The organism is Chitinophaga sp. 10T418 (assembly GCF_056394125.1).
On the sequence record NZ_JBFTHG010000006.1, the window covers coordinates 374,745 to 394,679 of the forward strand.

Annotated in this window: 16 protein-coding genes; 3 read left to right on the top strand and 13 right to left on the bottom strand. The window is 44.3% G+C overall.

Annotated features, from left to right (window positions below; translation table 11 throughout):
* Positions 1–3: 3 nt before the first annotated feature.
* The 9 genes from AC1DCV_RS19675 to AC1DCV_RS19715 all read right to left on the bottom strand — a co-directional run bounded on the left by AC1DCV_RS19675 (position 4) and on the right by AC1DCV_RS19715 (position 8,123).
* Positions 4–696 carry a YoaK family protein gene (locus AC1DCV_RS19675; protein ID WP_477024753.1) on the bottom strand — a complete coding sequence of 231 codons (693 nt, stop codon included), beginning with the start codon at positions 694–696 and terminating at the stop codon, positions 4–6.
* 42 nt (positions 697–738) lie between these two features.
* Positions 739–1,212 carry a Dps family protein gene (locus AC1DCV_RS19680; protein WP_477024754.1) on the bottom strand — a complete coding sequence of 158 codons (474 nt, stop codon included), beginning with the start codon at positions 1,210–1,212 and terminating at the stop codon, positions 739–741.
* Between the two features lie 5 nt (positions 1,213–1,217).
* Positions 1,218–1,652, bottom strand: coding sequence for a DoxX family protein (locus AC1DCV_RS19685; protein WP_477024755.1), 435 nt, complete (start codon positions 1,650–1,652; stop codon positions 1,218–1,220).
* 10 nt (positions 1,653–1,662) lie between these two features.
* Positions 1,663–3,546: an amidohydrolase gene (locus tag AC1DCV_RS19690; protein ID WP_477024756.1), complete on the bottom strand. Its 1,884-nt coding sequence runs from the start codon at positions 3,544–3,546 to the stop codon at positions 1,663–1,665.
* Positions 3,547–3,556: 10 nt separating this feature from the next.
* Entirely contained in the window at positions 3,557–4,321 is a 765-nt protein-coding gene (locus AC1DCV_RS19695; RefSeq protein WP_477024757.1) for a M17 family peptidase N-terminal domain-containing protein, read from the bottom strand.
* Positions 4,322–4,336: 15 nt separating this feature from the next.
* Positions 4,337–5,701, bottom strand: a complete 1,365-nt coding sequence (locus AC1DCV_RS19700) for an alginate export family protein (RefSeq protein ID WP_477024758.1) — start codon at positions 5,699–5,701, stop codon at positions 4,337–4,339.
* Positions 5,702–5,752: 51 nt separating this feature from the next.
* Positions 5,753–6,385, bottom strand: a complete 633-nt coding sequence (locus tag AC1DCV_RS19705) for a hydrolase (RefSeq protein ID WP_477024759.1) — start codon at positions 6,383–6,385, stop codon at positions 5,753–5,755.
* 202 nt (positions 6,386–6,587) lie between these two features.
* Positions 6,588–7,622, bottom strand: coding sequence for a hypothetical protein (locus AC1DCV_RS19710; RefSeq protein ID WP_477024760.1), 1,035 nt, complete (start codon positions 7,620–7,622; stop codon positions 6,588–6,590).
* Between the two features lie 36 nt (positions 7,623–7,658).
* Positions 7,659–8,123: a hypothetical protein gene (locus AC1DCV_RS19715; protein WP_477024761.1), complete on the bottom strand. Its 465-nt coding sequence runs from the start codon at positions 8,121–8,123 to the stop codon at positions 7,659–7,661.
* Positions 8,124–8,422: 299 nt separating this feature from the next.
* Here AC1DCV_RS19715 and AC1DCV_RS19720 point away from each other — a divergent pair, with 299 nt between their 5' ends.
* Positions 8,423–8,968 (top strand): prolyl-tRNA synthetase associated domain-containing protein, encoded by a 546-nt coding sequence (locus AC1DCV_RS19720; RefSeq protein ID WP_477024762.1) that lies wholly within the window; start codon positions 8,423–8,425, stop codon positions 8,966–8,968.
* Positions 8,969–9,030: 62 nt separating this feature from the next.
* Here the strand turns inward: AC1DCV_RS19720 and AC1DCV_RS19725 are convergent, their stop codons facing one another.
* From AC1DCV_RS19725 to AC1DCV_RS19735, 3 genes are all read right to left on the bottom strand, one after another.
* Complete coding sequence (locus AC1DCV_RS19725; RefSeq protein WP_477024763.1) at positions 9,031–10,680, bottom strand: RagB/SusD family nutrient uptake outer membrane protein; 1,650 nt, start codon at positions 10,678–10,680, stop codon at positions 9,031–9,033.
* 27 nt (positions 10,681–10,707) lie between these two features.
* Positions 10,708–13,719 carry a SusC/RagA family TonB-linked outer membrane protein gene (locus AC1DCV_RS19730; protein ID WP_477024764.1) on the bottom strand — a complete coding sequence of 1,004 codons (3,012 nt, stop codon included), beginning with the start codon at positions 13,717–13,719 and terminating at the stop codon, positions 10,708–10,710.
* 1,060 nt (positions 13,720–14,779) lie between these two features.
* Positions 14,780–16,699: an Ig-like domain-containing protein gene (locus AC1DCV_RS19735; protein ID WP_477024765.1), complete on the bottom strand. Its 1,920-nt coding sequence runs from the start codon at positions 16,697–16,699 to the stop codon at positions 14,780–14,782.
* Between the two features lie 1,549 nt (positions 16,700–18,248).
* On the opposite strand from AC1DCV_RS19735, the gene AC1DCV_RS19740 reads away from it, so the two are divergent.
* Positions 18,249–18,752, top strand: a complete 504-nt coding sequence (locus AC1DCV_RS19740) for a GNAT family N-acetyltransferase (RefSeq protein ID WP_477024766.1) — start codon at positions 18,249–18,251, stop codon at positions 18,750–18,752.
* 5 nt (positions 18,753–18,757) lie between these two features.
* A complete protein-coding gene (locus tag AC1DCV_RS19745) occupies positions 18,758–19,228 on the top strand; it encodes a MarR family winged helix-turn-helix transcriptional regulator (protein ID WP_477024767.1) in 471 nt (156 codons plus the stop codon).
* A gap of 42 nt (positions 19,229–19,270) precedes the next feature.
* Here AC1DCV_RS19745 and AC1DCV_RS19750 read toward each other — a convergent pair whose 3' ends face one another.
* Positions 19,271–19,882, bottom strand: coding sequence for a hypothetical protein (locus AC1DCV_RS19750; protein WP_477024768.1), 612 nt, complete (start codon positions 19,880–19,882; stop codon positions 19,271–19,273).
* Positions 19,883–19,935 lie beyond the last annotated feature (53 nt).

A 19,935-nucleotide genomic window follows, 5' to 3' on the forward strand; every position in this document is an offset into this window, starting at 1 on the left:
TGCTTATGCTGCTTTTTGCCGGGCAGCTTCCCCCTGTAGATAACAAATCACGATGGCCACTCCCGGCAGCAAGATAGCACCGAGGCCTATCCATTTAGCCAAAACAGCTCCCAGTACGCAACCTACTAAAAATCCGCCGATAGTAACGAATTGCCGTCTGAAATCGGTCCATGATACATCATCTCCACTGCGTCCTTTACGTATCATATTTCCCAGGTCCAGTGCGGCCTGCGTCACGTTCCCGGTCATCATTGTTGTTGGTCCGTGCGTTGCTTTAGCAAATAATTTTCCGAATGCGTTTTGCAATCCCATCGCAGCAGCCGTACCCATCACGATAGCATAAATCAGTACCTTGTCCTCCCCTCCGATTACCATAGGCAACAGGATGGCGTTAATTCCGCAAATCAGTAAAATTCCTCCTTCTACCAGGAGTATGGAGTATTTCTCAAATGTTTTTTCTATCATCCAGCCACCCAGCATTACGGCAAGTACAAAAACCGGGAAAGTTAGTAGTTTGATCCAGGTACCAATACTCCCCCCCCCGGAGGAGACCTGTGCTGCGAACACAATAAAATTGCCGGTCACATGTGCTGAAAAAATAGCATCGCCCGATACGTAGGTGGCAGTATCACAAAAGCCGGCCACCCATGCGAGGAGAAATGTTACCCAGTTAATATTATGTTGTTGCTCCGTCATCATTTAGTTTTTAATGCAAACAGCTTTTTTAAACAGCATCATTTATTCAAGGTGTGCTCTCAGCATCCACGCCATCTTTTCATGCGTTTCCATCAATCCGGTGATATAATCACTTGTACCTGCATCGTGGAATGCCGTTACATATCCATCGATATTTTCCCGCAGGTGGATTAATATACTTTCATGGTCAGAGAGTAATTCCTTGATGTATCCTGTTGCGTCATTTTTTTCTCTCGACTGTTCCGTAAGGTGGGTTAAGTGTAAAAATTCTTTAAGCGTTGCCGGAGGGAAATGTCCCAAAGATCTGATCCGTTCTGCAACACCGTCCACAATTTCCTGTATTTGTTGATACTGGGATTCGAAGAACACATGTTTACTGTGAAAATCAAGCCCTGTCACGCACCAATGAGCTTTAAGGGTTTTAGTATATAAAATAAATTCATCCGCCATAATTTTCCCGAGTGAATGAGCTACGTTAGCCAGATTTTCCGGCTTAATACCAATGTGTGCGATCATTTGTTTTATTTAAATAGTTGACAAAAAAGGATATTATCCAATGAATTAGTACCAGCACCCAGTGCCAGTAGAAAAAGCAGGGAAAGAGTGTACATATAAGGCACATCACGTACTTCGAGGTTGTCTTTGCGGTGTACCACAAAATACCCGATGGCTGTAACCCCAATGGCAGGCAGGATAAATACCCTGGTACCAAGGCCGAGCATGACCAGGAAGGGCACAACAGTATCTGCAAAGGTGGCTACCAGTGTGTTAATGCCCTGCGGTAAATGGAGTGGATTCGGTACCTGCTCCCTTTGTCCGTCCACAACACGGAATTTCTTCATCCCATGTACCCGGAAGAGTTCCAGTGCCAGCAGGCAACGGAACAACAGCATCGCAGCATTATTCCAGCTGCTGCCCAGATCGGAGTAAAGAATCCATTTGATTATTTCATTCATGATAACAACGTTAAAATGCAAAACAGGAACAGCCGAAAGCGCCCCAGAATGCGGTGTAATTATTAACCGGGATATGACTATTGCGGGCGAAGTCATGTTGATGTGCATGAACATCACAACTACCTTTACAACTGTGTATCTGACGGGAAACAGCTATTGCAGCTACCCCTGTTGTTTTAGACCTGATGGACGCGCCATTGTAGTAACCCGGATAATTTTTTATGGGAGACCAGTCAGGCAAAACAGGTATGGATGGCGGAGCATGCACGGCAAAATCATCTTTGGCATATACCACTTTGCCCCCAACAATGGTAAGAATAGATTCTATGGATTTGATCTGTTCGTCATCCACCTCAAAAAAATCGCGGTCCAATACGGCAAGATCTGCCAGCTGGTCTACTTTAATGCTCCCTTTTTTTTGTTGCTCGCCCGAAAACCATGCACTTCCTTTTGTATAAAGTTCCAGGGCTGTTTGCCTGCTCAGTTTATTGGCGTCTCCGTAGAGCTGCAGACCACCTGCTGTTTTACCGGCTGTTAACCAGTACAAGGCCACCCAGGGATTGTAACTGCTAACCCTGGTGGCATCTGTTCCTCCGCCCACAGGCACCCCTGCCTGAAGCATTTGTTGAACAGGTGGTGTATGTGCTGCTGCAACGGCGCCATAGCGCGCTGAGAAATATTCTCCCTGAAAAGCCATGCGACTCTGGATCGCAATGCCACCACCGAGTTCCCTTACACGATCAATATTACGTTGATCAATAGTTTCCGCGTGGTCAAATATCCAGGGAAGACCGTTAAAAGGAATCTCACGGTTTACTTTCTCAAATACATTTAAAAACCGTGTGATGCTTTCGTTATACGTGGCATGTAAACGGAAAGGCCAGCGCTTCTCTACCAGTAATTTCACTACCTGTTCCAGTTCTTCTTCCATCGTATCAGACAGTTCCGGCCGGGGCTGAAGAAAATCCTCGAAGTCGGCGGCAGAAAACACCAACATCTCTCCGGCGCCGTTGTGCCGGTACATGTCGTCACCCTGGTGAAGCGTCACTGAATTTGTCCAGTTTTCAAAATCCTCCTTCTCACTTTTCGGTCTTTGTGTGAAAAGGTTATAGGCGATACGCACGGTTAGTTGCTGGTCATTGTTGAGGTCTGCAATGACTTTATAATCATCCGGATAATTCTGGAAGCCACCACCTGCATCTATTACGCTGGTGATACCAAAACGGTTTAACTCCCTCATAAAGTGCCGGGTGGAATTTACCTGGTGTTCATACGACAGCTTTGGCCCTTTCGCCAGTGTAGCATACAGGATCATGGCGTTGGGTGCTGCCATCAGGAGCCCGGTAGGGTTGCCGCCGGCATCTCTTTCAATCTGGCTTCCGGGAGGTGCAGGTGTATCTTTGGTAAATCCAACGGCTCGCAGTGCTGCCCCGTTTAACAGCGCCCTGTCATAGAGATGCATGATAAACACCGGTGTATCGGGCGCTATCTTATTGATCTCTTCCAGGGTTGGCATCCTCTTTTCTGCGAATTGAAATTCCGTCCATCCTCCTACAACTCTCACCCACTGTGGTGATGGTGTCAACGCTACTTGTACTTTCAGCATACGAAGGGCATCAGCAAGAGACGGCACACCATCCCATCTTAATTCAAGATTATAATTTAATCCGCCCCGGATTAAATGTATGTGCGAATCATTTATTCCTGGAATGACCCTTTTATTTTTGAGGTTGATCAACACTGTATCTTCCTGCTGAAAGTCATTCAGGATAGTGGCGTCATCTCCTACAGCAATGAATTTCCCGTCACTGATAGCAACAGCTGTAGCAGTAGGATTATCCTGGTCCACAGAATGGATCTTTCCATTATAAAGAATTAAACTTGCTTTTTTCATCAAGATGCATTTAGTTATGAAATGAAGCAATGGCTTCTCTTATCCCTTCGCCTGCTGTCACAAAAAATGCCGGGCCGGCTAGTAGTATTACCTTTGTCACCTTTACAGGGGCAGATAATTTTTTGTGCTGCAGGTATAGCTGGGTACGTAAAGCTTCAATAATTCCTTTAGTAACATTGCCAGCTACCAGTGCTGTCGGAGAATCGATCCCGGCGTCTTTTATATCACTGGCAAAAGAAAAACCGGTAACACCTAACTTCATTGCTTCGCGCATGGCAACAGATCCTACAACAGTCATCAGTTCCGGATTGAAATTGTTGCGATTCCCCATACCAATCAATAATAACCGTGGGGCCTTCAATGTGCCTTCAGGAGGGGTAATCAGTATGGTTTCCAGTGAATGGCCGGTAAATTTTCCGGTTTTGCGCAGCTCCGTAATTCGTCCATGCAATGCTTCATCGAGATGAATCATTCCATTCAACGCTGCAGGCAATGCAGGAGGATTAAATATATCACCATCGGTATATTCGAAGACACAAGCCACCTGTAAGGGTGCTACTGCCGCCGAAGGCCCTTGTACCAAGCCTTCAATGGTAATCCCATCTATCTTTCCCCAGACTTTTGCAGTACCAACTGGTGTTACCTTCATCGTGCTGTCTGCCATCACTGCTTGCTGCGCATAACCTGATATTCCGGAGAGTAACATAGCAAGCAATAGCAACACATTTCTTACTTTTATTGCCCGAAGGGCTGGATTGTACTTATAGTTTTTCATGATAAATAGTTTCTGCTAAAATTTAATGGCTATCCTGGTGTTAATAAATACCCCATCCTTTGAATCATTGATTAGGTCATCTATAAATCCCCCTGTTTTAAAATATTGTATGCCGGTATTAAGCGATATAAACTTGTTAACCGTGTATACCGCACTTGCCAGATAAGCGGTTCCTATGTATCTTTTTTTAGAGGCAGCTCCTGCCAGGTTAAAGTTGCCGCTGGGCCGGTATATGCCATCCTGCAGGGAATAACGCCAGTTGAAAACCACATCTGCCTGTAGCAATAGTTTAGGAGCTGGATTGATGGTAGCATAAGGATGTATATCAATAAGGTTGACCGGACCTATTTGCGGACTGAATCCAAAATATCCACCTTTGGGATAGATTGGATTGAAGGTTCCCAGTTTACCATCTCCTTTGGCAGCGTCTCCGGAGATATAGTCATTCCGTAAGTTAACCGATGGTTTGACTTTGAGAGATTCAAACAGGTAACCTATATCAGCAGAGGCGGTCCAGGCGCCGATATTTCTATTACCAAATTTTCCAAACTGCCACGCCGCTTCGAAATTATAGATGAAGCCACCACCGTATTTCCAATACCTGCCGCCCACTGTATGTCTTCGCTCATTTGCAGTACCTTCTTCGAAAACTGCCGCATCACGTCGAATACCCAGGTAATAAAAATCGAGATTGCCTGCTTCCCTAAAAATTCGTTTGGCATAAATTCCCCACAGGTTCACCTGTTTACTGACTTTATTATCAAATGCTCCTGTGTTGACGGTATCAGCCATCATCACCAATGCATCCACAGTAAAACCTGGCGCTGCATACATCAGTTTAACGCCATCGAAGTAAAGGCGCAGGTTAGGCCCTTCCCTCACAGAGATCAGTCGCCCGCTGCCGTAGTCCAGCTCCTGACGGCCGACACGGATCGCCAGACTTTTTGCATTACTTTTATACAACTGTGCATCAATAAAGAGATTCTGAATGTTCAGGTGATCTTCATCAATTGGCCTGGGGCCGTTTTTGCGGCCACCTTCCCAGGCACTTCTAATCTGAGTGAACAACCTGATTTTTTCACCCAGGTGAACGTCTGCATGCAAATCGTAGCGCTGTAAGAGGAAATTATTATGACCGATTCCCAGTCGCCCCCAATCTTCATTGTTAAAATCAACATATTCTAACCTTACCGATCCACCAAAAGAAACGTAGGCATCACTTTTAGGTGATAATGATGTATACTTTAGCTGCTGATAAAAAGATGAAGCCGAATCACGTAAATAAGTATAGTCCTCGTCAAATCGCATCAGTTTAAAAGACTGCGTGTAGCCTGCGTGGCAAGTCAATAAAAGCACAAACAGGATCGCTGTATTATGCATATAAGAGAAATAGGAAATCCGCAAAACTGGCAAGTGATGTTGTTTTAAAAATTAGTGTTTCAGCATATGGTGGGCGTAGTGAATACCCAGGCCATAGGAGCCACCGTATTTTTTCATCAGATCAGTAACGGCCGCATAGGTTTCCTGTCTTGCCCAATCTCTTTGCAATTCCAGCAAGTATTGGATAGATGTAATTGGTTTGATACCTGCATGCACCATGCGTTGTACAGATCTTTCATGTGCTTCCGCACTTACGTCTCCGCAGGCATCTGTAATAACATAAACCGTGTAACCCTCTTCGATTGCCGACAATGCGGGGCCAACAATGCAAACGCCTGTCCACAAGCCTGCAAGTACCAGTTTCTTTTTCCCGGTACCAGTAATGGCTTTATAGGCAGCTTCATCTTCCCAGGTATTCATGGTTGTACGATCAATATAGCCTGATGTAGCCTGCGGGTAAAATTCTTCAACTTCGGGAAAGACAGGCCCGGAAAAAGCTTCCTCCGCTACTGTGGTTACAATCGTTGGCACTTTAAAAATTTTTGAAGTGCCGGCAACAATTGCAGTATTGGTGCGTAGTTCACTGATAGCAATACTCTTAGTGGCAAAAGCCATTTGCCCTTCAAAATCAATTAATACCAATGCATGGTTGTCGGGAGATAGGAGATTTGGTGATGGTTTCATAAATCAAAATAGTTTGCGCCATGAAGGCAACAAAAATGCCATCATTTAACTAATTGAATACCAATTAATTAAAACAATATTTTTGATTTAGAATTTACGATATATCATAATTTTATGACCATTCATAATGATGAAAGAGCACTTCATAACCGAATATGATGATTCATCCAACGCCAAAGGTTAGCTATAGCATTCACCATATTTACTGAATGATGATGTTACCCAACATCTGATTGTTGAAGTTCAGTATTTCGTTCATCTCCTTCAATGGATCGTAGTTACCGCCAAATTGCGCCCGGTAAACATCAGCATATACAAACACATGCGCCTGCCCTATTTTCTTATATCTAAGACAAAAAACAGAACGAATGATGGCCTTTTGTTTACCGGCATCATAATCAAGCTCATACCCTATCACACCATTGCTATCATCTTTAAAAATCAACCGGTTTGGGCGCTCCTTTTTCCAACTGCCCAGGTCAAAATCCGCCTGATCTGTAGAGACCCAAATGGCCAGTTGCTTTAATCCGTAATCCTTTTGGGAATGCCGGATATCATACACAACAGCATTTTTAACAAATGTGCCGATTTTGATAGCTCCAAACTGCTCAGTTTTAATCTGTCCGGTTTTTTTAAGATCAATATCCTTTGGAATCAGTAAGTTGATCTTTTCCCCTTTGTCATCCTCAATAACCTGACTTTTTTGGGGCAACTTCTCCAAAGGATCCAATAAGATCCGGGGGCTTGAAGTCAATTGCTGCTTCAGTGCATTTATTTTGTCGGCAACAGCTTTCTGCCGGGCAATTTCCTTATTGATATCATCTTCGTATGCTGCTTTCGACATCCGGGTAAATTCCATTACTGTATTTTGGGATTCAGTCATCGTCGCAAGATCCTTGAACATCACTCTAAAAATATCCCCATCAAAAGATTGACTGTACATTTTGTAATATTCATGGTTCCTGATCTGGAGCTGAGAAAGACTGTTGAAATCGGAAAGGTCTACGCTGAATTTAGCAGGTAATTCAAAATGCAAACGATCTGCCTTTCTGATAAAATGAAAATTATAATCGAGCATTTCCTGCATGGCGTCGACCGTTAATCCTTTAAAGGGGGTCTTGTCCTCCCTGTAGATGGTGCTTAGCTTCCAATACGTTTCGCCGTCCTGAGATTTACAGTTTAAGCTAGCTATCATGACCATGATCCAAACAGTCGTAATTCTTATATTTATGAGCATCTGGTTATTATTTCACGGATATCTTTTGTTAAAGCATTATACTTTCCCAATAAGCTTCTTCCATTGTGGCAACTGTGCCGGTGCTTCGGCCGCCACTTCTTTCAAAAACTGTTCGGTAACTTTCTGATAACCTTTTTTCAGATCAGAAAGTGGAAAGGTTTTGTTGCGCCATTTTTTGCCGCCGCCGCTACCTGAGATAACCGAATCAACAATGGAAAAGGCTACCTCATTCGGTTTGATCAACACAAATTGAAACGCCGGTTGCCCCTGCTCCCCCTCATCATAGGTGTATTCAGTCTCTTTTCCTGATTCGAAGTTGCGGATTATCGTGCCCAATACATCGAACCAGTGATTCAGGCACACATCTTCCTCTCCAAAATAGCCCATGGCAGGTACCACCTTCTCATCGATCACGATCTGTAAGTGGCCGTGTACATGCGAGAAATCATTGGTGTTTCGAACGGGCTTACAGATGCCCAATCCCATTCTTAATTGTCCCATAGCGGTAAAAATAAATATTTATCCCGATCTCCAAAACAACAAAAGTGATTCCGGTGAGGATTGTTTTCAGTTTTGCAGAGGTTATACGTTATTCCTGGCAGGTATAGGTAAACTTCAGTTATCAGGCTTTCCAAAGAGCGCTACTTTTACCYAAAAGGTTGTTGACCTGGATCGCGTTACGCGAAATATGAGGCTAGTTTACCAGACCAGTCAGCAGATTATCATCTCCCTAAAAACTTCTCCCCGGAAAAAATCAATATCCTTACTTATTTTCGCGAAATGAACTAAAGTATGTTTTGATGATCTATGTAAGTGAGTCGAAAACCACTGCTCCGGCTGTATTTAAAACAGCTTTACAGGAAATGGTTTACCAGACATTGCAAAAACTGTCCGTGCCTTTTGAGCGGGTAGATACCGATGAAGCCATTACTATGGAAGATTGTATCCGGATTAACGAGCAATTGCATATGAAAACAGTGAAGACATTGTTTCTGTGTAACCGCCAGCAAACTGATTTTTACCTGTTCATCACTACGGCGGATAAACCTTTCAAAACGAAAGACCTGAGCGCCGTATTGAATATTTCCCGGCTATCATTTGCGCCGGTGACATTGCTGGAAAGCATGCTGGGGACGTCAGTAGGCGCTGCCACTATTTTTGGCATCATGCTGGACAAAGAGAATAAGATACAGGTAGTTATTGACAAAGATATTCTTTCAGAAGAATGGTATGGTTGCAGTGATGGTACTACTACAGGTTATATGAAAGTACCTATGAACTGGATGATGCCGCATTTTCTCGATTATGCCGGGCATGTACCGAGGGTGATTGGATTAAGCAGTTAGCTTTTAGCTTTTAGTAAATGTAGCGAAAATTACATTTACTAAAAGCTAAAAGCCAAAGCTCCCTAGTATCCCGGGTTAGGCACCAGGTTAGGATTGAGGGCCAGCTCTATAGCAGGAATAGGGAATATACGGCGGAACATATTGTTATCAGCTGGCTTAAAGCCCCACTTACTTTCAAATTTGCCAAAGCGGATCAGGTCATTTCTTCTCCAGGCTTCCCAGGCAAATTCGCGGGCGCGTTCTTCCAGGAGCATCGGCAACGTAGTACCCACCCATGGCGTGGTGCCGGCACGTGCGCGGATCTTATTCACCAGCACGTCCGCTGTTTGCAGCTCTCCTTTTACAACAGTTGGTGTTGCGCCGCGAAGGATGGCTTCTGCCTTCATCATGATCACATCTGCCAGACGGAGTACCGGTAAATCGGTATTCTGGAAGCGGGTAGAAGTATTTACGTTTTTGTCAGGATAGTACTTGATGGAACGTACACCTTTCAGTTGTCCTTTGAGGTCGTTGCCTACGTCCAGTTTCGCTTCACCACCGGGTTTCAGGGTGAGATCGGGGAATATTTCCACCCACCAGTCGATCGGTGTATCGGAACCGGTAGAAGAAGCATCCAGGGTTTTGGTAGTGGTATGTACGATGTTTTGCGTGCCGTCTTTGTTATACTGTTTACCAGCCAGCCAGGTGCCGTTGCGTACATCATTAGGTTGATTAAAGTAGGCATAAAAATCAGGTATAGTACTCAAAGCCACGCTGGGGCCAAATGCATCCGGCAGGTCGAAACGCGCCTTCAGGAAGGGATGCAGGCAGAAACGTGTAAAGTGGCAACCTGGAATCAGGTTGGCGTCGTAAGGAATGGCGAAGATCGTTTCCTTGATCTGCGGACCATTATCCGGTTTGAAGATGGAAGAATAGTCGGCATCGAGTGAATAAGGAGCGTTGATGAGGACACTGTCTGCCATTGCTACTGCGTCGGCATAACGCGGTGTACCAGTATAGTACTCCGCATTGAGATACATTTTTTCCAGCAGGGCAAATGCCAACCATTTGGTTGCGCGGCCATAAGTGCTTCCATCTACTTTGGTCGTGAGATCGGGCAATGCTGATTTCAACGTGTTTTCAATAAATGCAAATACTTCCTTACGCTGTTTGGTGGCTGGTGGCGTAGTTACCGGAAAGGTATCCAGCACCGGGATATTGCCATACAGGTCCATCATAAAGAAATAGAACAGAGAGCGCATGGCTTTCAGCTCTGCTACTGACGAAGTTTTATAAGCGCCCGCAGGTAAGGCCTTCATTAAGTTGATGGTGTTATTCGCAATATTAATACCTCCAAATCCCCACTGCCAGGCACTGATTACATAGGGATGGCTGCTACCCCAGGTATGCAGATGCATAAAGCGGTATTTACCCCCATCGTCATAGTTACCATCGCGGGCAGGGATGATGGCTTCATCTGTAGAAAATTCCTGCAACATCCAGTAGTCCACTCCATAGCTAAATCCGGTACCATTCATCCAGTAGGTAGCGTCGCCTGATTTGGTGTTGGCCAGCTGTGCATATACGGCGCCGATGGCGGCGGCATAGGAGCTGTTATTAGAAGGAAAGTTTGAAGGCGTATATTTTGATTCCACACCTACATCCAGCTTGCTGCATGCTGCCAGCGCCGTTACGGCAAGCAGGAAAATGCAAAGGATTTTTTTAGCTCTCATATCTTGATATTTAAACAAACTGATTGATTAGAAAATAGCATTCAGACCAAAGATGAAAGACCGGGTTTTAGGATAATAATTCCGGGCGTCAATACCTGGTGTAAGGCCGCCGAGGTCCATTTCAGGGTCTATACCGGTGTATTTGGTGATAGTAAATACGTTATTCACGTTGCCGTATATACGTAATTTGCTGATGTAATTACTCCTGGTTTTGAACGTATATCCCAGGGTGAGGTTATCCATACGCAGGTAGGAACCGTTTTCCAGGAACCTGTCAGAGATCATGAAGGAGTTCTTATCGTTGTAAGACTCACCAGCAGTGAACTTCAGGATGTTAGTCATCTTGGCATCTGTTGGGGTATTCAATGCTGCCTTGGTAGCATTCAGGATTTTATTACCGGTTACGCCGCGGATAAATACATTCAGGTCAAATCCTTTCCAGGTGAAGGTATTGCTCCATCCATAGGTAAGCGTAGGTTGTGCGTTACCAGCGCGCATCAGGTCACCGATCGCGGGAGAGGTAGTTACAGTACCATCAGCTTTCTGGTAAGTGGAAACACCGTCTTTGTCTTTACCCAGGTAATGGAACAGGGTGAAAGTACCAATAGGCTGGCCTTCCAGTACTTTCTGGCTCCAGTTACCGGATTGGCCTTTGCCGCCGAGGATAGCAGTAGGGATATCTTTCAGTGTAAAGCGGCCGTTGGACAAAGAGCTGATGCTATTGGTATTGTGAGAAACGTTAGCCGATGTTTTCCAGGAAAAGTTTTTGGTGTGTACCGGTTCTGCATTCAGTACTACTTCCACTCCTTTGTTACTCACTTTTCCTACGTTAGCCAGCAAGGTAGTAGTGATATATTGCGTAGTGGTTACCGGGTAGTTCCAGATGAGGTCAGAAGTTTGCTTGTCGTAATAGTCTACCGCACCGCTCAGTCGCCCGTTGAATATAGCGAAGTCAATACCGGCGTTCAGCATACCGGTACGTTCCCATTTCAGGTCGGGGTTGGCATTCTGTACAGGTGCGATGGCATTAATCAGGTTCCCATTATCGTAGTAACGGCCGGTGGTGCTGTATTGCAACTGTGCAGCCAGTGGATCGAAGCCGAGTGAGTTACCGGAACTTCCGTAGCTGACACGCAGCTTCAGGTCGTCGAAGAAGCCATTTGCCTTCATGAAAGGCTCCTGGCTGATGCGCCAGCCGGCTGATACAGCAGGGAAATAACCCCAGCGGTTATTTTTACCAAATGCGGAAGAACCATCATTACGCAGCGACACCAGGAAATAATATTTATCTGCATACTGGTAGTTGATTCTGCCGTAGTAAGAGATGAGGCGCAACGTGGTGAGGGTAGTAGAAGCGGAGTTATCAAATACCACGGTACCAGGAGGTGGGTTGCTCAGCGCCAGGTTATTCCAGGTGAGGGCGTCGCTACCGAAACCTTGAGTAGTAACACCAAAGCCATCGCCATTGTGGTCTTCCTGCCAGGAGTACCCGGCCAGCACTTTGAAGTTATGTTTACCTACTGTTTTGTCGTAGTTAAAATAAGATTCAATGATATTGCGGGCATTGGTCCAGGCAAGGCGGGTAGCTTTACCGTTCAATCCTTTTGCCAGCACGGACAGACTGTTATAGTATACGTTCCTGGTTACCTGGTCCCGCTGGGTGGTAAGACTCAGTGTATAAGTGAGGCCAGGCAGGATTTTTACTTCTGCCAGTCCGTTGGCGAGGAACTTATTGATTTTCGTTTCGTCGTTGTTGTTGGCAATCAGCGAAACAGGGTTATTACTTCCGCGGATATTACCGGCATAATCTTCTGTGTAGGTACCGTCAGGACGGGTAACCAGCACGGTTGGCAGGTAGTTGAGCATGTTGCCGAATACCGCATCGGGTACATTGTTTTGTGTAGTAGACGTATTAAAGAGATTTAAAGAGAGGCGGAGGCGGTCATCAAACGCACGTTGATCGATATTAGCCCTCACTCCCAGCCTGTTCAGCGATGAAGTTTTGATGATACCGGGGTTATTGAGATAATTTACGCTGAAGCCATAGGTAGTATTTTTGGCGCCGCCCATTAACGAGAGGTTATGATTATGGGAAACGGCATCGCGCTGTACTTCTTTCTGCCAGTCGGTGTTTACGGGCGTGGTAGTACCCGGATATACATCGTTGTTGGCGGCGGCCAATACCTGGCCGTTGTCAGCGAGGTATTTACGTAATTCGTCGCCGGTGAGTACTTCCAGGCGGTTCGCTACTTTTTCCAGTCCTACGTATGCATTGTAAGCGATACGCAGTTGATCTGCTTTAGGGCGGCGGGTGGTTACCATGATTACGCCGTTCGCTGCCCTGGCGCCATAGATAGCAGTGGAAGCACCATCTTTAAGTACGTCGATGCTGGCAATATCATCCGGCGCCACCATATCGATGGGTGCACCGGGAACGCCGTCGACCACGTAAAATGGCTCCTGGGCGCCACTACGCAAGGTAGAAGGTCCTCTTAATATTACTGTTGGATTTTGGTTGGGGTTACCACTTTTAGTGATGGTTAAACCGGGTACCTTGCCCTGCAGCAGCATAGAAGGGGAAGCGATAACGCCTTGCGTAAATTCACCGGAATTTACGGAGCTGATGGCACCAATGACATTCTTTTTACTGGTTTTACCATATCCGGTGATCACCACGTCGTTGAGTTGTTTCAGCTGCGGGAACAGTGATATGTTAAGCGTATGGGAGCCGTTTACGGAAATTTCTTTGCTTTCATAACCCACAAATGCGATGTGCAATGTGCTGTTACTACCGGCAACGTCTAAACGATATTTACCTTCTGCATCAGTTACTACACCGCTACGGGTGCCGGCTTCGGAGATACTGACGCCGGGGATTGGTTGATTTTTGTCGTCGGTAATTTTGCCCTCGATCCTGAATTTATTCTGCGCCTGCACTGGCGACAGGGCCAGACAAAGGCAGACAATCCAGCACAGGAAGGCTGGCAGCAGTTTTACAGGTAACCGCAATAAAAACCTACATTGATAGATTTTGTTCATAAAGCAATCTTTAAGTGGCTTGTTTGTTTTAAATGTTAATGGCTGTTGTTCTTGAATGGAAGATGCATTAGCTTACAATTCGCCAGGCGTAAAACATTCGGTGCAGTTTTAATGAATACATTCATGTTTGATCGATAAGAAGTATTTACGCCATAAAACTAAATATGATGCTGTTGAATTAATAACAGATGGTGTTATCAGATTATTATCTTAATATCATTTGGTTGAATTTGCTTACCTGTAGTGCTTTTCAGACAAACCTATGCCGCACTGCGGACTTGCCGGTACACACTGACGACATACGTACGACTTATTTCTGAGGCAGGAATCATTGGCTACATTCCACCACAGCAATAAATTCCATCGAAACAGATGGTTATTGAATTTCATTTCTCAAAAAAACTAACTGTAACTGCTGGTTATTATTGTCGATAAGGGTGTTCCAAATGCACAATGCCGGATATAGAAATTGGTGTTGATGTACAGCTGGTTACATTGATATTGCACACGGCAGAAAGTGCCTGTCAGCCATCACCTCAGCCTAAGCTTCGACTGATCATTACCTATTCTATACCTCGCCGCCAGTTGACCAATACTATGAAAAGATGTTAACTCCTCATAAAGCAAATATGATTTCTTTTTGAAGAAAAGGTACGTGGAACCAACTACGACCAAATTAGTATTTCACTTGGAAGAAAGAAAAAAAAATTTGTTTTCTGAGAGATCCGAAAGCGTAAAATATTGCGCCTTTCGGCCATGCAGGCTCACGAAATCGGTTTCGTAATATGCAGTTAAGCGGTATGGCTATTGCTATTTCGTATAGCTATTTCCTGCTGGAAATAAATACTTGTGCCAACATGGATTTGAGAGGATTTCTTCTATACGAATTACTTTGGCGGGCATATCTTCCAGTGATCCCGATTGGACAATTCCGAAATTAAAAGTTGCAAATCTGAACGACACCCAAAGATATTGAACTGCGGCTAAAATACACACAGGAGGCCGGTATTAACCCAGCCTCCTGTGTTATAATTATTACTGTCAGGAGTGATCTACCCGCCTATTTTTGTAGCAATATTTGGCAATGATATACCTTTCCTGTGCGGGTGATCAACTTAATAATATACAACCCATTGTTGCCTTCAAGCCTGATTAAATTATTGGTTAGTATGCCCCGCTGTATTTCCCTGCCCTGAAGGTCAAATATGCTGAGTTGCGCACCAGCCATATCAAACTTGCCGTCTATCTTTATTTCACCTGTGGTAGGGTTAGGGTATATTTTAAGGTACATAGGTTGTTTCGCCGGGGAAGTGACGAAAACCATACGATTCTTAGACAAACAGTTAAGCACTTCTACTTTTACAGGTTGACGTTGAGGATATTCACAGTTGAATCCTGTAGTTACATAATAAATAGCAGTTGTGTCGGGGCTTACCGTAAAGTAGTCACTACTGGACAATAAGTTTCCACCAACAGGAGCATCATACCAGAGCATAACTTTCTGAGCCGGGAAACTAGGTGCGTAAGCGTGTAAAGTAACACTGTCCCCTGCGCATATACTTACGCTGTCTGCATCCACTGCCGGTTTTTCTGCGGAACCGCCAAAGATAAATGATTGAGTAATAATATCGGAGCGGCAACCGCTGACGGTATCTTTTGCCTGAACAGAAACGGTAGCAGTACCGTAATAGGTAGCAACTATATCAGGCGTGCTGATAACATTACTATTGAATACCACATAGCTGCTATCCATCAATAGGTTATTCAGAAAATCGACATATCTTATTCGTACGTAATAGTTAAATCCCGACTGATGGTTTTGCACGCCAAGTGTTTGGCTTCCACATGCAAATCCGTCAGGAATAGTATAAACAGGATTGGGTATTTGCTTCACAAATACCTTTACCGGTCTTCGTTTGGGGTTTTCACATGGAGCGCTACCGGTGACATAATAGGTAGTAGTTGAAGATGGGCTGACCTTGAAGTAATTACCTGTATGTAAAAGCGTACCTCCGACCGCTGTATCATACCATAGAATGACGGTAGGCGGAAAAGCGCTGTTATATGCGTGCAGGGTAGCACTGTCTCCTTTACAGATCGTTATACTGTCTGCGTCGGTATCAACGTAAGACGGTGTTGCTCCAATGCTATAGGAGCGATGTACACTGTCTGAACTACAATTGGTGAACGGGTTAACGGCCTGAACGTAAATATCTGCCTGTGGGGGCATAAAAATAAATGAAATATCAGGAGTAACGATCACATTACTGTTATATACAGTAAATGACGTGTCAGATACCGGCGTGGTAGGCGCACCGCCATATTTATACTTGATTCTTACCCGATAATAATTACCTGGTACATAATTCTGGATCGTGAGTACCTGGCTCCCACACGTTATTCCCTGCGGCACTGTATACACCGGGTTGGTGGGCTTACCGGAATTGCGGTAAGCATAATAAACCCGGAAACTACTTAATAAACCCAGTAAACTACTGGTCAGGGTTATCCTTACCCGGTCAAAGGATTGGGTAGGATGCAGGACGATCTCCGCCCGKGTATTGTTCTGTAACAAACGCAATACAGAAGAGTCCACCACACGCGCGTCGTTATTGGCGGTATTGCCATTAAAGGTTTGCACGGTAACACCGCCGAAAAGATTGGCAGATAATAATGCATCATTGCTGCCAATACCGATTACCAACGAATCACATCCGCTGTTGCTGACGGCTGGAAAAATCAATGTCTGGTACACCGTTATACCCAGCAAACCTACTGTTATGTTGAAGGTAGAATAATCGCCGGTATTGGAGTTAACAGCATTGTCCGGATCAGTAACACCACAAAGTAAACACAGGCCGGTTACACCGTTATTCTGCTGATTGGCATAAACCTGTGGATGCGCGGGCTTAGTCAACAGGCATAAAAGAGCCAGGATGAGCCATATCATCCTTTTAAGGGGGTAGCATTTAAAGTTCATAGATGGATCCTTTGAGGGTTAGGAATTGTTTTAGAAAAATAGAATGATCAAATATATTTGGGCGATTAATTTGTCAAAGTCTTCTGAAAGAAAATATGGTAAGATATATAGCAATTCCAGCAACAGCTATTCAGTACTAAAATACTGATTTTTATTGTCATTTTTACAATAAAAATATGCGGTGGGATGTCAGGATCAGCAATTATATCTCCTTTGCCTTGTCGAAAGACTGGGTAAGATGCAGCACTATCTGTGCCCGGGTATTGTTCTGCTAAAGGCCTTTACACCGAACTGATAAATGTTTACAAGGATTAATCCTGCTTGGGGCCTGCAATGCGGTTAACAATCTATGCTCTGCTGCAGTATAGCTGTCACCGATTATCAACGCTTCAGTAAGGGTACTCGCGCCCCAGTGTGGCCTGACCTTCAGACGAATGCACTACCAGATAATAAAACTCCTAAAAGAATCCTATTCGACTTCGCGATAGACAAACCTAAAATCGGAGCGCAATGGTATCCATATAAAAATCTTGCTTATTTTAACATTCCTTACATAAATGAACTGGGTATAACCAGGTATGTAATTATAATAAAGTATGATCTTATCAGTAAGGCAGGAAGGATAGGCTTACAAGTAAATTACTTAACGGGCGAACTGTGGTATTGTATTCCTGACTTATGTTCTGTGAATATCAATCATCTCACGGAGAAAGACTTTATAGAAAATACAATTGAGTTGACAAGATTTATTAATTCATTAGGTTATTCCAATTTTAGCCCCATAGAGGAAGTCATTTTAAAAATTGAGAAGGAGTTATTAAGTTATCACAGAACTAATAACCATTCATAATGAAATAGAACTGACTTATCTTGGTGTTTATATTGAAACATGAAAAATGGACCACACATAATTCATAATATGACTGATAAGAATTGACACCAAAACAGGCTGTAACCATACTAGCAAATGGAGGAATAACTGTATCAGAAGAAGATGCTGAAAAGATCCTTGAATTAGTTTATTACTTGGCCGAAATTTCCATTCAGCAAGTTCTAAATTCTGAAGACTTGGACTAAGCATGGGTAGCGGTTAGAAGTTCTACGTATCATTAATCACCCATTGGTACCCGAACCCAACAACCCTTATACATCAATAATTTGGGATAGTTTCAAAATTCATCGATCACATATCGAACCAAAAAAGACTTCAAAACCAATAAGCTCTGAAGCTTTTTCTATTCCAGTGACCCTCACGGGACTCGAACCCGTATTCCCCTTGCAGGGCAGTATGGCTGTAAATACGCTTCCCTACTCCGTGTTACCTTTTCGGTGCATCTGTAAATTGTGATCATTGCAAAGCATGTCTGCAACGATATGTTTCCATACACTCCGCGGTGCCGTAATTTTACCGCAGCTTTGTCCATTTTAAGCTAGAAGGCCTGCTTGTTTTTACAAAGAGATAACACTACTACGCAACCCATCTGCGCACATAAATAAAAAATAAATTTTTATTTATGTAGTCAACTACGTAGTTTTATACCATAAATCTATGCAAATGAATACGGCACCTACTATAAGAATGATTGACAACCAGTTTTGCAAGCAGGTAATTGATATTATACTGCCCATACAACAAATAGAATTTAACGTTCCCATCACCATCGAAGACCAACCCGATCTGCATGATATTGAAACCAATTATCATCAGACAGGCGGCGGATTCTGGGGAGCCATGGTAAACGGCGAACTGGTTGGTACGATTGCCCTGATAGCCACCGGCCACCAGGCTGGGGCCATCCGCAAAATGTTTGTAAAAAAAGACTTCCGGGGCAAGGAATTAGGCCTGGCACAACAGCTGCTGGATCAACTGATCGCCTATTCCAGATCAGCAGAGATAACGGATCTTTACCTGGGCACGGTAGATAAACTGGCGGCCGCCATCCGTTTTTATGAACGCAATCATTTTAAACAGATAAAAAAGACGGAATTACCATCGTACTTTCCGGTGATGAATGCAGACAACGTATTCTATCACTTACATCTTAACGATTAAAGGATATGACAAATGTGATTGACGAATCGGGTATACTGGCCATTTCTACCCGGTTGCAAAGACTCAGTGATCAGCTGCGCAAAGATGGGCAGCTGATCTATAAAGCCAACGGCATTGAGTTTGAACCTAAATGGTTTCCCGTTATTTATACCCTGCATCTTAAGCCCCTATTATCTGTAGTAGAAATTGCGGTGGAAATAGGGTACTCCCACCCTTCTACTATCAGTTTGCTCAAAGAGCTGGAGAAACAAAAACTCATCCGCTCTAAAAAAGATAAGGCAGATGAACGGAAACGACTCATACAACTGACGGAAAAAGGGAAAGCACTCGTTACAGATATGCAACCGGTATGGAAAAGAATGGTCGTTGCACTCACTGCACTAACGGATACTAAAAATAACCTGATGAAAGCGATTGAAGAAGTGGAGTTACAAATGAAAACACTAAGCTTTCTGGAAAGGGAACAACAACTGTAGTTGATAACCTGGAAAAAATCAGGAAAGATAGCTGCCGGAGGCTCATTCCAACAATCCCTTCACCAGCGCCTTCCACTGCAGCTTAGAGATACCAATGGCGCCGGTGGAACCAACCACGGCATTCCTGATCTTATCTCCTACGTCAGCAGTTTGCGTATTTGGCACTTCATTACGTCCGTATACGGTAGCGGTAATGGTGGCCCCGTTCCTGACCAATACAAACGAACTACTGGCTTCTTTACGCAGAAAATGGGCAATACCGGCGCTTTTCTGAATGGGATGCTCCGTAGGCCGCGCCCGGATAAAAAACACTTCCTGGTGCTCATTGAGCATCACATGCTCCTTCTGTTCAATCTTTACCCAGTCAAACCCCTTCCCGGCATTGGTACCCGGGCCTGGAATATCTATTCGTATATACATCCCCGTTTCAGCCGGCCCTTCAGCCAGTTTGCCGGCCAGATCCGTCAACTGAAATTCAGAAGAGAAACTTCCACTCATTCCGGCCCATTTATTTACATCAGACAGCCTTGCTACCGCCACCTTAAAAAAAGTCACAGCCGCGGTTTCATGTACCAGCTCCTTCGTCTCAGACGTAGTTGTGGCTTCTCCAATGTATTGTGCAGGTATAAACGGCGCTGCAATATTATCTGCCATAACACAACTTTTTGCTGGTAAAATAATAGGCGAAAAGATTAAAATTGTTGCCG

Bases quoted from the DNA above. Each gene is read 5' to 3' on its own strand.
- AC1DCV_RS19745 (WP_477024767.1), top strand. From the start codon at position 18,758: ATGACAAATGTGATTGACGAATCGGGTATACTGGCCATTTCTACCCGG.
- AC1DCV_RS19740 (WP_477024766.1), top strand. From the start codon at position 18,249: ATGCAAATGAATACGGCACCTACTATAAGAATGATTGACAACCAGTTT.
- AC1DCV_RS19675 (WP_477024753.1), bottom strand. From the start codon at position 696: ATGACGGAGCAACAACATAATATTAACTGGGTAACATTTCTCCTCGCA.
- AC1DCV_RS19680 (WP_477024754.1), bottom strand. From the start codon at position 1,212: ATGATCGCACACATTGGTATTAAGCCGGAAAATCTGGCTAACGTAGCT.
- AC1DCV_RS19725 (WP_477024763.1), bottom strand. From the start codon at position 10,680: ATGAGAGCTAAAAAAATCCTTTGCATTTTCCTGCTTGCCGTAACGGCG.
- AC1DCV_RS19700 (WP_477024758.1), bottom strand. From the start codon at position 5,701: ATGCATAATACAGCGATCCTGTTTGTGCTTTTATTGACTTGCCACGCA.
- AC1DCV_RS19705 (WP_477024759.1), bottom strand. From the start codon at position 6,385: ATGAAACCATCACCAAATCTCCTATCTCCCGACAACCATGCATTGGTA.
- AC1DCV_RS19690 (WP_477024756.1), bottom strand. From the start codon at position 3,546: ATGAAAAAAGCAAGTTTAATTCTTTATAATGGAAAGATCCATTCTGTG.
- AC1DCV_RS19720 (WP_477024762.1), top strand. From the start codon at position 8,423: ATGATCTATGTAAGTGAGTCGAAAACCACTGCTCCGGCTGTATTTAAA.
- AC1DCV_RS19695 (WP_477024757.1), bottom strand. From the start codon at position 4,321: ATGAAAAACTATAAGTACAATCCAGCCCTTCGGGCAATAAAAGTAAGA.
- AC1DCV_RS19685 (WP_477024755.1), bottom strand. From the start codon at position 1,652: ATGAATGAAATAATCAAATGGATTCTTTACTCCGATCTGGGCAGCAGC.
- AC1DCV_RS19710 (WP_477024760.1), bottom strand. From the start codon at position 7,622: ATGCTCATAAATATAAGAATTACGACTGTTTGGATCATGGTCATGATA.
- AC1DCV_RS19730 (WP_477024764.1), bottom strand. From the start codon at position 13,719: ATGAACAAAATCTATCAATGTAGGTTTTTATTGCGGTTACCTGTAAAA.
- AC1DCV_RS19715 (WP_477024761.1), bottom strand. From the start codon at position 8,123: ATGGGACAATTAAGAATGGGATTGGGCATCTGTAAGCCCGTTCGAAAC.
- AC1DCV_RS19750 (WP_477024768.1), bottom strand. From the start codon at position 19,882: ATGGCAGATAATATTGCAGCGCCGTTTATACCTGCACAATACATTGGA.